Source organism: Nesterenkonia maliinae (assembly GCF_051262655.1).
Taxonomy (GTDB): Bacteria; Actinomycetota; Actinomycetes; order Actinomycetales; family Micrococcaceae; genus Nesterenkonia.
Window position 1 is genome coordinate 153,807 of the sequence record NZ_JBIMEY010000003.1, and the last position, 13,455, is coordinate 167,261.

The 13,455-nt window shown below is 63.5% G+C and carries 14 protein-coding genes; 8 read left to right on the plus strand and 6 right to left on the minus strand.

The window, feature by feature from the left end:
* Positions 1-59 precede the first annotated feature (59 nt).
* Positions 60-1,472 (minus strand): MFS transporter, encoded by a 1,413-nt coding sequence (locus ACHAA4_RS07595; RefSeq protein WP_435773590.1) that lies wholly within the window; start codon positions 1,470-1,472, stop codon positions 60-62.
* A 519-nt stretch (positions 1,473-1,991) separates the two neighbouring features.
* Positions 1,992-2,708: a TetR/AcrR family transcriptional regulator gene (locus ACHAA4_RS07600; protein WP_435773591.1), complete on the minus strand. Its 717-nt coding sequence runs from the start codon at positions 2,706-2,708 to the stop codon at positions 1,992-1,994.
* A 755-nt stretch (positions 2,709-3,463) separates the two neighbouring features.
* Between ACHAA4_RS07600 and ACHAA4_RS07605 the strand changes: the two genes are divergently transcribed.
* From ACHAA4_RS07605 to ACHAA4_RS07640, 8 genes are all read left to right on the plus strand, one after another.
* Positions 3,464-4,225, plus strand: coding sequence for a DUF2382 domain-containing protein (locus ACHAA4_RS07605; RefSeq protein WP_435773592.1), 762 nt, complete (start codon positions 3,464-3,466; stop codon positions 4,223-4,225).
* 281 nt (positions 4,226-4,506) lie between these two features.
* Positions 4,507-4,917, plus strand: a complete 411-nt coding sequence (locus ACHAA4_RS07610) for a phage holin family protein (RefSeq protein ID WP_435773593.1) — start codon at positions 4,507-4,509, stop codon at positions 4,915-4,917.
* Positions 4,904-5,296 (plus strand): DUF3618 domain-containing protein, encoded by a 393-nt coding sequence (locus ACHAA4_RS07615; RefSeq protein ID WP_435773594.1) that lies wholly within the window; start codon positions 4,904-4,906, stop codon positions 5,294-5,296. Before ACHAA4_RS07610 ends, ACHAA4_RS07615 begins: the two co-directional genes overlap by 14 nt.
* A 44-nt stretch (positions 5,297-5,340) precedes the next feature.
* Positions 5,341-5,637: a DUF4235 domain-containing protein gene (locus tag ACHAA4_RS07620; RefSeq protein WP_435773595.1), complete on the plus strand. Its 297-nt coding sequence runs from the start codon at positions 5,341-5,343 to the stop codon at positions 5,635-5,637.
* Positions 5,638-5,698: 61 nt separating this feature from the next.
* Positions 5,699-6,802, plus strand: coding sequence for a YihY/virulence factor BrkB family protein (locus ACHAA4_RS07625; protein WP_435773596.1), 1,104 nt, complete (start codon positions 5,699-5,701; stop codon positions 6,800-6,802).
* A 227-nt stretch (positions 6,803-7,029) separates the two neighbouring features.
* Positions 7,030-7,800: a hypothetical protein gene (locus ACHAA4_RS07630; RefSeq protein WP_435773597.1), complete on the plus strand. Its 771-nt coding sequence runs from the start codon at positions 7,030-7,032 to the stop codon at positions 7,798-7,800.
* A gap of 101 nt (positions 7,801-7,901) precedes the next feature.
* Positions 7,902-8,261: a phage holin family protein gene (locus ACHAA4_RS07635; protein ID WP_435773598.1), complete on the plus strand. Its 360-nt coding sequence runs from the start codon at positions 7,902-7,904 to the stop codon at positions 8,259-8,261.
* Positions 8,258-8,836, plus strand: coding sequence for a DUF3618 domain-containing protein (locus tag ACHAA4_RS07640; RefSeq protein WP_435773599.1), 579 nt, complete (start codon positions 8,258-8,260; stop codon positions 8,834-8,836). The genes ACHAA4_RS07635 and ACHAA4_RS07640 overlap by 4 nt, the downstream gene beginning before the upstream one ends.
* Before the next feature lie 161 nt (positions 8,837-8,997).
* Here the strand turns inward: ACHAA4_RS07640 and ACHAA4_RS07645 are convergent, their stop codons facing one another.
* The 4 genes from ACHAA4_RS07645 to ACHAA4_RS07660 form a co-directional block, all read right to left on the minus strand.
* Positions 8,998-9,768, minus strand: coding sequence for an iron ABC transporter ATP-binding protein (locus ACHAA4_RS07645; protein WP_435773600.1), 771 nt, complete (start codon positions 9,766-9,768; stop codon positions 8,998-9,000).
* Positions 9,765-10,868, minus strand: coding sequence for an iron chelate uptake ABC transporter family permease subunit (locus ACHAA4_RS07650; RefSeq protein WP_435773601.1), 1,104 nt, complete (start codon positions 10,866-10,868; stop codon positions 9,765-9,767). The genes ACHAA4_RS07645 and ACHAA4_RS07650 overlap by 4 nt, the downstream gene beginning before the upstream one ends.
* Positions 10,865-11,962 carry an ABC transporter permease gene (locus tag ACHAA4_RS07655; protein WP_435773602.1) on the minus strand — a complete coding sequence of 366 codons (1,098 nt, stop codon included), beginning with the start codon at positions 11,960-11,962 and terminating at the stop codon, positions 10,865-10,867. The genes ACHAA4_RS07650 and ACHAA4_RS07655 overlap by 4 nt, the downstream gene beginning before the upstream one ends.
* A 179-nt stretch (positions 11,963-12,141) precedes the next feature.
* A complete protein-coding gene (locus tag ACHAA4_RS07660; protein ID WP_435773603.1) occupies positions 12,142-13,290 on the minus strand; it encodes a siderophore ABC transporter substrate-binding protein in 1,149 nt (382 codons plus the stop codon).
* Positions 13,291-13,455 lie beyond the last annotated feature (165 nt).

Sequence of the window (13,455 nt, forward strand, 5' to 3'; positions counted from 1 at the left end):
CAAAGAGCTGCCCCGCCCCTGGCTCATAGACCGGGGACGAGGCAGCGGGGGTCGGCTGACTACTTGGCAGCCTCGGTGTAGAGCGACTTCTTCGAGGTCTCCGGAGCCAGGATCAGCGCGATGAGCGTGAGCACGCCCAGGCCGGCCAGGTAGAGCCCGACGGCGCCCACCCCGTAGGCCTGGACCAGCCAGGCGGCCACGAAGGGGGTCAGCGCGGCGCCCAGGATGGAGGCGGCGTTGTAGGCCACGCCGGACCCGGTGTAGCGGGTGTTCGTGGGGAACAGCTCCGGCAGCACGGCGGACATCGGGCCGAAGGTGAGCCCCATCAGGGTCATGCCGACGGCGAGGAAGGCCAGCATCTGCCAGACGTTGAGGTCCTCGCCGGTGCCCATGGAGCTCGCGGAGAGCCAGTAGCGGAAGGTCAGACCGAAGATCATGATCGCGATCGTGACCACGATCAGCATCGGGCGTCGGCCGAAGCGGTCGGCCAGTCGGCCTGCCACCGGAACGAAGATCGCGAAGAAGGTGATCGCGACGATCTGCAGCACCAGGAAGTCCTGATAGCCGTAGCCCAGCCCGCCGACCTCGGCGCTGCCGATGGCGTAGGACAGGACCCAGGTGGTCATCAGGTAGAACAGTCCGTAGGTGGCCAGCATGATGAAGGTGCCAAGGATGATCTCCCACCAGTTGCGCCGGAAGACCTCTCCGATGGGGGCCTTGACCCGCTCGTTGCCGGCCATGGCCTTGGCGAAGACCGGGGTCTCCTCGATGCGCAGCCGGACGTAGAGCCCGACGGCGACCATGATCACCGAGAGCAGGAACGGCAGGCGCCAGCCCCAGACCAGGAAGGGGTCGTTGAGGTCGGTCGCGGTGGAGTCGTAGGAGAACAGGGTGGCCAGCAGCAGGAAGAGTCCGTTGGCGAGCATGAAGCCGAAGGGTGCACCGAGCTGCGGCCACATCGCCGCCTGCGCGCGCTTGCCTGGTCGGGCGGTCTCCGAGGCGAGCAGCGCGGCGCCGGACCATTCTCCACCCAGGCCGAGGCCCTGGCAGAAGCGCAGGATGGTCAGCATCGCCGGCGCCCACAGGCCGATCTGCTGATAGGTGGGAAGTGTTCCGATCAGGAAGGTCGCGATGCCCATGGTCAGCAGCGCACCGACCAGGGTGGCCTTGCGGCCGACCTTGTCGCCGTAGTGGCCGAAGATGATCGCGCCCAGCGGTCGCGCGACGAAAGCGGCACCGAAGGTGGCCATCGAGGCCAGCAGTGCGGAGCCTTCATCGCCGTAGAAGAAGAGCAGCGGGAAGATCGAGACGGCCGCGGTGGCGTAGATGTAGAAGTCGTAGAACTCGATCGTGGTCCCGATCAGCGAGGCCATGATGATCCGGCGGCGCGGGACTGTCAGGTTCTCATCGGCCACGTCGTCGGCTTTTCGCTTCGAGGCGCCGGGCACTGAGGGGTCAACAGAGGTAGACATTGCTGGGCATCTCCACAGAAGGATTGATGGTGAGCGGCGCCGAGTGCGGCGCAGACCCAAAATGATAGGACGGGGCCCGCGGGGCGCTGTACCCCGGCGGAGGCAGTCTCATCAGCTGAGACTGGACCGAGCACCTTCCGAGGTCCAATGCCGATCTCTCCGCAGAACGTCCCTTTCCCGTTAATCTGCAGCATTCTCTTCGGGCCCCTGCTCGTGCCTCACTCGTGGCGATTCTGTCGATCGATGTCGTCGTGGCGCCGATGCCGATGCCACCTGGCGCGTCCATTGGGATCTGAGGTGCGAATCTCCCTGACTGAGAGCGCTCCGAGGCGAAAGGTCGTGTGGGATCGAGACCGTCAGATATCCACCACGCGGCGCCCCGAATGAGTTCGGCGAGACTTCTATCTGACCCACTGAAAGATATAAATATTGGACCCATGAGGGTATATAGTCAAGAGTTAATATCGCAGGAAAGGACTACCCTTAGAGCAGTTGTATTTTAATAGACTGTTAGCACAATTACTGGCTTACGTAAAATTCTATTCTATCAATTAGCGCCTCAAGACCGATTTCAAATTCTCTCTTAGAGTGATCCTCACTGAGGGCGCCCTTCAAGCGCATCACCTCCGGGAAATCACTGAGGTCGAGGCCGGAATCACTCCCAGGAACAATCGCATTCCCCTCATCCAAGGGCACTTCTACGGATGAGACCTCAGCGCCCCGGACGACTGATTCCAACAGCAGGTGCCCCAGAAGGAAGCTGCTGATTATTCGGTAGGTGTGAACTGCGGCAGAGTCGCTGAAACCATGCTCGATGAGCGCGCGCAGGAAGCCTTCCACCAGGGAGAGGCTGCGCAATGGGGGACGGAGCCACGGCGCCGCGGGGTGGCGGGTCGCGACGAGCGGGAAGACCAGAGGGTGCTCCACCGCAATCTGTCGAACGTGATGGGCAAATGTCTGAAGGTACCCCTGCCATGTCTCACTGAGCTGCTTATCGAGATCTTCTTCCAGACCTCGCAGGAGCTCCTCGACCACCGACTCGAGCAGGTCTTCACGCCCTGAGACATGCCTGTACAACGCCATGGCCTCGACATCCAGACTGGCACCGAGCGCGCGCATCGTAAGCTTCTGTGCGCCATGAGCGTCGATGAACGACAGGGCCGACTTCACCACCAATTCACGACTGAGCCCGGCTCGTGCCCTATCCGGACCTGCAGCGTCAGATGTTCGATCCATGTGCATTTACCTCGATACCGAATAGGCGACTTCTTCGAAAGACGCGCACCTGATGAACGCTTCTGCGTGCGCCCATCTATGGTACTCCGACGGAGTTTCTCCACAGCTTCAGTCATCTTTGCCATGGAGGCCGCACACGCGGAATCGAGAGTCTCGGTCACGGTCTCGAATCCCCAGGCTATACACCATCGGCAGGCTCAGGCCCGGGCCCGGGCCCGGGCCCGGGCCCGGGCAGATCGCATCACGCCGCCCGGCTTGAAGCCCACCCGCAACCCACGCCCCTCACGTCAGCAGGAATCACGCCCTGGTGGGACACCAGCGTCATGACGCGACAAGGTGCCAGACAGGCGTCAGATTGCCTCCGGCAAGACTATTGCCCAGGGCTGTGTTTACAGTGTAATCTTCAACGCAGGTTGACATCTTCAAGACGCAACAGCGCCATGACCACGTGGCCTGCGTGCGCCGAAGGCGACCGAATGAACAGCCCGAAGAACGCCCTGGAAGTGAGCAGCAGAGACGATCAAGGAGCGACTCAGCGCAGAAGCCGACGAGGAACACGAGTGAGGCAAGGTCCACCCGAGAGTTCCGGCGGGCATCGACCTCACAGTCCAACCCAGGACCCTGTAAAAAGTATGCTAACTAATACTCTGCGAACGATTAAAGTAGTTATAAATTTTGATTAGTTTGGTGCATAAATATTCGTTCCAAAAATCTTGACCCCGAAGCCCGGGGCATGGGAAAGCGAGTGAACGACCATGGTCAACAGCAACTTCGACATCGACTCGATTGAGAACGCAGACGTATACGACAGCGAGGGAGCCAAAATTGGCTCGGTCGGTCAGGTATACATCGATGCTCAGACACAAGAACCCGAGTTCGTCACCGTCAACATCGGTCTCTTCGGCTCCAGAGAGACGTTCATCCCCTTCGGCGCGACGAACTTCTCCCCCGAAGGTCTCAGGGTGCCGTTCAGCAAGGCCTACATCAAGGATGCCCCCAACATCGACGTTGACGGACACCTCAGTGCTGAAGAGGAACAACGTCTCTGGGACTACTACAGCTCCGGTCACGGAACGGGACGTCATGGGACAGAGGCCGGCGGCCCCGGTGTTGGCACTCAGACCTCAGATGCCGACAACATGGTCGCCCATGAGGAGCGGCTCAAGGTGGACACCGAGCAGCGCGAGGCAGGCCAGGTGCGTCTGCGCAAGCGGGTTCGCACCGAGAACCAGAGCATCGAAGTGCCGGTCCAGCGCGAGGAGCTCGTCGTGGAACGGGAGCAGGTCGACCCGAATTCTGCGGAGGCGCGTCCCGGAGGCGCGATCGATGACGCGAACCACGAGGATGAGGTGGTGACGCTGCGCGAGGAGCGTCCCGTGGTCGAGAAGGAGACCGTGGCGACGGAGAAGGTCAATATCGGCAAACGCACTGTACAAGAGACCGAAACCGTCTCCGGCGAGGTCCGTAAGGAACAGATCGACGTCGAAGGTGACGCCGAGCCCGGTGCGAAGCACTGAGTGACGTCCCGGTGACTCGCTCATCCAGGGTTTGACGTCGAGCGTCTGCCAGGGGTCGGGTCCGAGAGCGCGATCGGACCCCTGGCAGGTGTCATCAGGAACGGGGCCCGGTTGCGTGAAGTGCACTCTCGCGACATGCAGGGACTTCTGCAGAGCGGCAAGACCGCAATAGCCAGCTCTCTGTCCTATCTGTCCACTCGACTGACCACAGGTGGCAGCTTCATCGTCCAACGTCAGCAACAACCAGGTTGTACGTCGTTTCAACGCAAAGGGCACACATCATGAGTCACCCCGCAAGACCGTCGGAACCATCAGTTCCAGAGTTGTTGAGTCGCCTCTCGGAGCAGACGTCACGGTTGGTCCGCGACGAGCTGAGACTCGTCCAGGTGGAGTTGACCGCGACCGCCAAGCAGGGCGGGATCAGCGCAGGGTTCTTAGGGGCCGGAGGCATCCTGGCCTGGTTCGGTTCCGGGGCGCTCATCGCCACAGCAATTCTTGGCCTGGCGGTCGTTCTACCGGCCTGGGCCGCAGCACTGATCGTCACGGTCATTCTCTTCATCGCCGCCGCCATCGCCGCCCTGCTCGGCAAGAAAAAGATGGAAAAGCTCTCTCTGGCGCCGGAACGAACGATCGCCAATGTCAACCGCGACGTTGCCGAGATTAAGGAACACAGCCGCCATGACACCCGCTAGCAATGTGAACGCTGAGCTTCCCCGCCCGAACGCAGGCAAAGCACACCACTCCGCTGCCCTGCCAGAGCCGGAGAAGGGCGCCTCCCCAGAGCAGATCGAGGCCGACCTTGCGCGCACTCGTCGCGAGCTCGGTGAGACGGTCGAGCTACTTGTTGAGAAGTTCGATGTGAAATCACAGGCGCAGGTGCAGCTCAAGGAGGCGAAGCATCGCGTCGCCGCTGAGATTCACGGCGCCCGCCAGCACGCCGTCACATACTTCGGGCGCGCAAGAGACTTCGTCACCGACGAACAGGGCAAGCCGAACCGGAACGGGTGGATCGGCGTGGCGACTGTTGCTGCGACCGCAGCCCTCGTCTTGGCCAGCCGCACTAGTAGGTGAGCGGAACCTCATGATGGCAGCACAGCTAGGGAAGGGACATCACGATGACCAATAAGGAATCTAGCAACACCTCGGCAAAGCTGCTCTATCGCCCCATCGGACTGGTCAACAGCCTGATCAGCGGGGCTGTCGCTGGCATGGTGTTCAAACAGATATGGAAGCGGCTTCCATGGGAACACCGCGACGATGCTCCCAAAGCGATGCAGTCCGACTTCAACCTTGGCGAGGTGCTCTCAGCCGCGGCCCTTCAGGGCGCGCTCTTCGCCTTCGTCAAGGCGTTGGTCGACCGCGGCGGGGCCAGGGCGTTTCAGCGGCTCACCGGTGAGTGGCCGGGCGACTGAACCCAGACCTTCACCATGTCCCGGAGCTCGTGCTCCCTACACCCTGAGAAAGGCACGTTTCATGTCCCACAGCTCCCGCGACGACACCAAAGATGATCCGGCGGACGCTCCTCACCCCGAAGATGACCGCAAACCTGACTCTCCTGCTGAGATCACCAAGCCCACCTGGAAGTACATCCTCAGGACCACGATCCGCGAATTCTCGGACGACGGCTGCACCGATCTCGCCGCCGGCCTCACCTACCGCACGGTCCTTTCCATCTTCCCGGCGCTGATCGCCGTGGTCTCGGTGCTGAGCCTGTTTGGTCAGGGAGGAGGAACCGTCACGACGGTACTGGATCAGGCGGAGGGCATTGTTCCCTCCGACACATGGGGCACCGTCCGACCTGCCCTGGAGTCTGTCCTGACAGCCCCTGCTCCGGGGCTGGGGCTCATCCTCGGATTGCTGATCGCGCTGTGGTCCGCCTCGGGCTACGTGAAGGCCTTCGGCCGGGCGATGAACATCATCCACGAGGTTCCTGAAGGTCGCGGTGGGATCAAGCTCAATGTGCAGATGTATCTCCTGACAGCCTTGATCCTCGTTCTGGGAGCGATTGCCCTGATGATCTTCGTATTGTCGGGACCGATCGCAGAAGCAGCGGGCAACGCGATCGGACTGGGCTCGGTGGCGATCACCGTGTGGAGCATCGCCAAGTGGTTCATCCTGGCGTTCGTCGTCGTGCTCGTCGTTGCTCTGCTCTACTACGCCACTCCCAACGTGAAGCAGCCGAAGTTCCGCTGGGTGAGCGTCGGTGCCCTCATCGCCATCGTGGTCGCGGTACTGGCCTCTGTGGGCTTCTTCTTCTACGTGTCGAACTTCAGCAACTACAACGCCACCTACGGTGCGCTGGCCGGGGTCATCATCTTGCTGCTGTGGATCTACATCGTCAATGCGATCCTGCTCTTCGGTGCGGAGGTCGACAGCGAAGTCGAGCGCGGCCGTGAGCTCCAGGCTGGAATGCCCGCAGAGGAGAACCTCCAGCTGCCCGCCCGAGACACCAAGGCCAGCGACAAGAAGGCGAAGAAGCACCAGGAGGACGTCGAGCGCGCACGTAATCTGCGCCGATCCGCAGGACGCAGCCAAGACGCACCAGCAGGCGGCTCGGAAGAGGCTGTCCGGCGCTGAGATGTCCGGCGTCACCCGTTTCGTTGAATTCCAAACGCTCCATCCACCCTCGGTTCGTCGCGAATCCGAGGACACCACGAAAGGCAACCATGGTAGACCCACATAACACCCCTGATGACAATTTCGGCGGAGAGGACGCGTCACGAGCCACGACGATCCCGACGCCTCCGTCGACTTCACCCGGCACGGAGACGGGTCCTGCAGCGAACGATCTCCCCCTGGGGACCATGCCGATCTCCGGGCAGCGACAGCACTCGGGGCGGCCCGGCTCAGGGTCTGACTCCACGTCCGATTCTGAGTCTCAGACCCAGAAGACGTCGGATCAGGCCAAGGGCGCGGCTCAGGATGTCGCCGGTGACGCCAAGGATGCCGGTCGGGCGGTCAAGGACACCGCGGCCCAGGAAGCCGCGGGGGTCAAGGATGACGCTGTGCGTGAGGCCAAGCGCCTGGGCGGTGAGGCGGGCACGATGCTCGAGTCTCAGGCGTCCGAGCAGCTGGACCGCGCAGCCGGCACGGTGCGGACCTTCAGCGACGACGTCGCGCGCATCGCGCGTGGTGAGAAGCCTGAGCCCGGGGTCGCGAAGGACCTCCTGGATCAGGTGAACTCACGGGCGGAGGCGACTGCGACCTGGCTTGAGGGTCATGACCCCAAGGAGGTTCTCCAGGAGGTCCAGAGCTTCGCACGTCGTCGTCCGGTGGCGTTCTTGGCGATCGCGGCCGGTGTCGGTTTCGCCGCTGGCCGGGTGACGCGTGGGCTCAAGCAGCACCACGCCGATGATGCAGGTGCTGTCGCAACCGGGCCTGCCGCGGGTGACACCGACTCAGGCACTCCTCAGGCAGGATCAGGGACGACCCCTGCCGGATCCGGCGCAGGGACTGCAGCTCCGGTGGCAGGAAATCAGAGCACTGGTGCACCGGCCTATGAGACTGGTCCCGCGAACCCCACCCCGGGCTACACGGGCGGCACCGATCCCTACGCTGGAAGTGCTGGCCGATGAGCAGCCATGCCCGTCGCCCCACTGATCCAGAACCCAGATCAGGGGCAGGACCGATGCCTGGGTCGGAGCACAGAGCCGAGAAGGACTCGCTGGGTTCGCTCATGTCCAACGTCAGCAGCGACCTCTCCACCCTGATTCGGCAGGAGATTGCCCTCGCCAAGGCCGAGCTGCGCGAGACGGCGAAGAACGCAGGAAAGGGTGCCGGCATGCTCGGCGGCGCTGGAATCGCCGGGCACTTCGTGCTGCTCTTCCTCTCCATCGCACTCTGGGCCGGGATCAGTTCCACCGACCTGGGATCAGCCTGGTCCGCAGTCATCGTCGCCGTGATCTGGGCGATCATCGCCGCCGTCCTGGCGATGCTCGGAAAGAAGAACCTCGAGCAGGTCAAGGGGGCCCCGCACACCACGGAGACCCTCAAGGAAATCCCTGACGCTCTCACCCCCTCCAAGGAGACCCGATGACACAGCAGAGCCCCGAAGAGATCCGCGCAGATATCGAGCGGACCAGAAGCAGCCTCTCCCTTGACGTCGACGCCGTCGCCGACAAGGTCTCCCCCTCCAAGGTCGCTCAGCGACAGACCGAGAAGATCCGCAGCACCGTGGGCGGATGGAAGGATCATGTGATGGGCTCAGCCGATGATGCTTCGACCAAGGTCTCAGATCAGGCGCACCACGCAGCCGATGGTGTCCAGCAAGCACCCGGTGCGGCGAAGCAGAAGACCCGCGGGAACCCGCTGGCGGCCGGGCTGATCGCCCTGGGCGCTGGTTGGCTCGCGGCGTCGATCGTGCCAGCCTCCGAGCCGGAGAAGAGAGCGGCGGCGAAGCTCGAAGACCGGGCCCAGCCCTTGGTCGATGACGCGAAGAGCCAGGCGAAGTCGATGGCCGAGGAGCTCAAGGAGCCGGCACAGGAGTCTGTGCAGCGGGTCCGAGACTCGGCCGCTGAGAGTGCCCAGAACGTCAAGTCTGAAGGACAGGAGCAGAAGGACACGGTCACCGACTCTGCGCAGTCCTCAGCCCAGGACGTCCGCGGCAGCTGACACTTCGAGCGCCAGGGCGGGCCTGCGGCATCGGCTTCGGACCCACCCTGGTCATCGATGGCTCGTGAAGATGAGTCCCACCATCGTCCCGGACACCCCTGGAGCTGTTCTCCGATCGCGGACGGGGCCTGCTGAGTTCAGTCAGTTCGGGGATCAGCGGATCAGTAGTACACCGCGAGCGGACCGCGGGGTCCCTCGATCACGGTGACCTCGGTGTCGAAGACGCGGGTCAGTACGGCGTCCTGCATGATCTCCGCCGGTGTCCCGTGTTCGACCACCACGCCGTCCTTCATGGCGAGGATCTTGTCCGAGTAGCGGGCGGCGAAGTTGATGTCATGGAGCACGATGACCACGGTGCGGCCCAGCTCGTCGGCGGCGCGGCGCAGCTGCTGCATCATCTGCACCGCATGCTGCATGTCCAGGTTGTTCAGCGGCTCATCGAGCAGCACATAGTCGGTGTCCTGGGCCAGGACCATGGCCACATAGGCGCGCTGGCGCTGACCACCCGAGAGCTGGTCGAGGTAGCGCCCCTCGAGCGCGGTCAGGTCCAGGAAGTCGATGGCCTCGGAGATGTGTCGCTCGTCCTGGCGGGTGAGTCGGCCCTGCGAATGCGGGAACCGGCCGAAGCCCACGAGCTGACGCACCGTGAGCCGGGTGACGAAGTGGTTCTCCTGGCGCAGGATGGAGAGGATCTTGGCGATGGTCTTCGAGGGCGAGTTCACGACCTCGTGCCCGGCCACCTCGATCCGCCCGGCGTCCACGTCGAGCAGCCGTCCGATCATGGTCAGGATCGTGGATTTTCCGGCGCCGTTGGGCCCCACCAGAGCGGTGATCCCGCCGGCGGCGATGTCCACGCTGACCGGGCCGATCCCGACGGCGTCGGCGGCCCCCTTGGAGCCGTAGTTCTTGGCGACCTCGGTGAGGCTGATCACAGGCGACCCTTTCGCATCAGGACTATCAGGAAGACGATTCCGCCGATCAGCTCGATGATCAGGGTCACCGCGCCCTGGGCGTAGAAGATGTTGCGCATGATGAAATACGCCCCGGCCAGCACGGTGTACCCGATCAGCATGGCCATCGGGAAGAGCATCCGATGGGAGTAGGTGTCCGCGAACTGATACGCCAGGGTGGCCACCAGGAAGCCGAGGAAGGTCATCGGGCCGACCAGCGAGGTGCTCATCGCCATCAGCACCGAGACCAGCGCCAGGATGATCAACACCTCGCGCTTGTGGTCCACCCCGAGGTTGTCTGCGGTGTCGCGTCCCAGGGCGATCACATTGAGCCGACGCGCCCGCCACCACAGCACTCCCGCGGCCGCCAGCGCGATCGGGATCGCATAGGGCAGGTACTCGCCGCGGGCGTTGCCGATGTTGCCGAAGAGCCGTGCGGTGAGCACGTCGAACTCGCTCGGAGTCAGCACCCGCTGCATGAAGGTCGAGAGCGAGCCGAGTCCCCCGCCGATCACCACGCCCACCAGCAGCATGATGTGGATGTTGGAGAACCTCCCGCTCAGCAGCCAGGAATAGAGGATGGTCGCGAAGAGCACCATCGCGCCGGCCTGCATCAGGAACTGTGGCAGTCCGGTGACCAGGGTGATCCCGGCGATGCCGAAGAAGAACACCGCCCCGGTCTGGATCGCCACATACAGCGACTCGAATCCCATGATCGAGGGCGTGATGATCCGGTTGTTGGTCGCCGTCTGGAACGACACCGTGGCCATCGCCTGACAGAAGACGACGACGCCGATGACCACCACGGTCTCGACGCGCATCCTCGCGATCAGCCAATATCCGTCGGAGCCGAAGGGCATCGGGTTGTCGTAGCTGAGGATCCCTGCGGTGAAGAAGATCGAGAGCCCGCCCAGCAGCACCATCACGCCCCAATAGCGCAGCCCGTGGCGACGGGTGGTGATCGCCCCAGAGTGTCGGCTCTGCTGCGCCGAGGTGTTGCTCGCGGTGGTGTCGGCGGAGGTCGTGGCGGTGCCGGAGGAGACCGGTCGGGTGCTGCGCTGGTGATCGAGCTGTGTGGTCATGTCAGGAGCCCGCCTCTCCTGCGCTGCCGCAGGAGCAGCCCGATGAACACCACGGCCCCGACCAGGCCCAGCACCAGGCCCACCGGGATCTCGAAGGGTGCGCGGATGGTGCGCCCGATCAGGTCACAGACGGTCACGGTCGCGATCCCGAGCAGCGCGACCCATGGCAGGTTGCTGCGCAGGTCATCACCGCGGAAGAGCGAGACGATGTTGGGCACCACGAGCCCCAGGAAGGGCAGCGTGCCCACCACGGTGGCCGTGACTCCGGTGGCCACCGCGACCATGGCGGTGCCCATGAAGAGCACTGCGGTGTAGTTCAGGCCCACATTGGTGGCCATGTCCTTGCCGAGGCCGGCCACGGTGAACTGGTCGGCGGTGATGAAGACCAGGATGGTCACCGCCAGCACCAGGAACATCAGCTCGTAGCGGCCTTCGACCACGCGGGTGAAGGATCCGGCGAACCATATGCCCAGGGTCTGCAGATGGTCGGTCATCAGCGCGATATAGGTGGTGAAGGAGCTGACCACCGCACCGAGCATGATGCCGATGATCGGCACGATCAGCGAGGACTTCAGGGTCACCCGCTGCAGGAACAGGAAGAAGATGACGGTGCCGATGAAGGCCATCGTCACGGCGCCGCCCATCCGGGCCAGCATCGAGGCGCCGGGGAAGAGCCACAGCACGAGGATCAGTCCCAGGCCCGCCCACTCGGTGGTGCCGGTGGTGGTGGGCTCCACAAAACGGTTCTGCGTGAGCAGCTGCATGATCAGCCCACACATGGCCATTGAGGCGCCCGCCAGGATCAGCGCGATGGTGCGCGGGACCCGGGTGATGCCGAACATCCAGAACCCATCCTCTGAGAAGACGTCGTACTGCCCGGTGGTCAGCGAGAGCACCAGCAGTCCCAGCGTGATCAGGATCCCGATCACCAGGGCCGGCGTGAACAGTCGCTGCCGGCGGGTCGCTCGGTTCTCCTGTGATGTCGGCGCGGACCCAGGTACGGGCGCGGACGGAGCGTCCGGCGGGGTCTCCGGCGCAGTCTCCGAAGACGCGCGTCCGTCGCGGTTCAGCGCCGCGGTAGGGGTGTCAGGCATGGGGACTTTCCGAGAGCGGAGGTATGACTATGCGAGGTCATGCATAGTCTGCCGGGTTTATTGCGAAATAGCGAATATCAATATAGTGATATTAGGGACGATCCCGCGCAGGTTGTCCAGGCCTGCGCGGGACCGTCGGGCGACCATCATTCACCGACTGGCAAGAAAGTGAACTGCGGTCATTCCGCGGCTTCGAGTGCGTCTGCGAAGTCGCGGAAGAATTCGGTGTAGGCCTGGATGTCTTCGGTGAGGTAGAAGTTCTCCGGCAGATACACGACCTGGTCGTTCTCCACCGCGGAGACATTGGCCAATGCGGCCGACTCTTCGACGACCTCGGCGGCAGGTGTGTACTGCTCACCCTCGTCCAGGGTGAGTCGGGCATCGCGATCCAGCACGAGCAGCCAGTCTGGATTCGCGGCGGCGATGGCCTCCACGGAGATGTCGTCGCCATGGGACTCGTTCTCACCCTCCTGCTCCAGGGCGGGAGCAAGGTCGAACGTGTCGAAGACCGGCCCGATGGCGCGACCGTCAGGACCTGGCGCTACGTAGCTCATGGCACCACCGGAGGTGAGCAGGCCCATCACCGTGGACTCGCCGTCGTAGGCGTCCTGGACGCGAGCGATCTCGACTTCCAGCTCCTCGACGAGATCCGCCGCGATGTCTTCCTGGCCGAAGACCTCGCCGAGTGACTCGGTCTTGCGGACCAGCTCTTCGACCAGGTCAGCCTCGGGCTGGGGCTCGAACTCCAGGACGGTGGCATCGGGGGCCAGTCCACTGAGGTCCTGGTAGTACTGCTGGAAGCGCTGCCCGTTGATGATCAGATCGGGCTCTGCCGCGACGACGTTCTCCAGGTCAGGCTCCCGGTGGTTGCCTAGGTCCAGGATGGATTCATCCTCGGCGTAGGCGTGGGTCTGCGCGTCCATCAGGCTGCGCGCGGCGGCGGTGGGCTCGACCCCGAAAGCTTCCAAGGTCCGGTAGGACCTGTTGTCCGTGACGACGACGCTCTGTGGATCGGTGGAGACCTCGTGAGTGCCGTGGTCGTCCTCGATGGTGACCGTGGCCGAGCCTTCACCCTCAGTCTCGCTGACCTCCGCCTCACTGGCCTCTGCTTCACTGGCCTCCGGCTCACCTGCTTCCGCCCCTTCGGCCTCGGCCTGTGATCCGCAGGCACTGAGCGCGAACATCGCGATGACGCCGAGCGAGAGTGCGCCGGTGATCCGGGAGCGGGACGTCGAGACGGAGAAGCGCGCTGCGCGCTCGGGGCCTGTGGCGCCGTCTTGAGTGCCGGTGGGTGCGACACCCTCGGGTGCGAAGTCTTCAGTGGGCATGACCCTGCCTTTCACGGTGATGATTCCGGGTGTTCCGGGAAGAGATCGATACTTAGTGTCCCCTAATCTAAATAGAACCTACATAGTTAACTAATTGAGCGCAAATGACGTGCAGAATATGTCACCGACGGCCGATTCGATGAGAGGTTCGTGATGTATTGACCG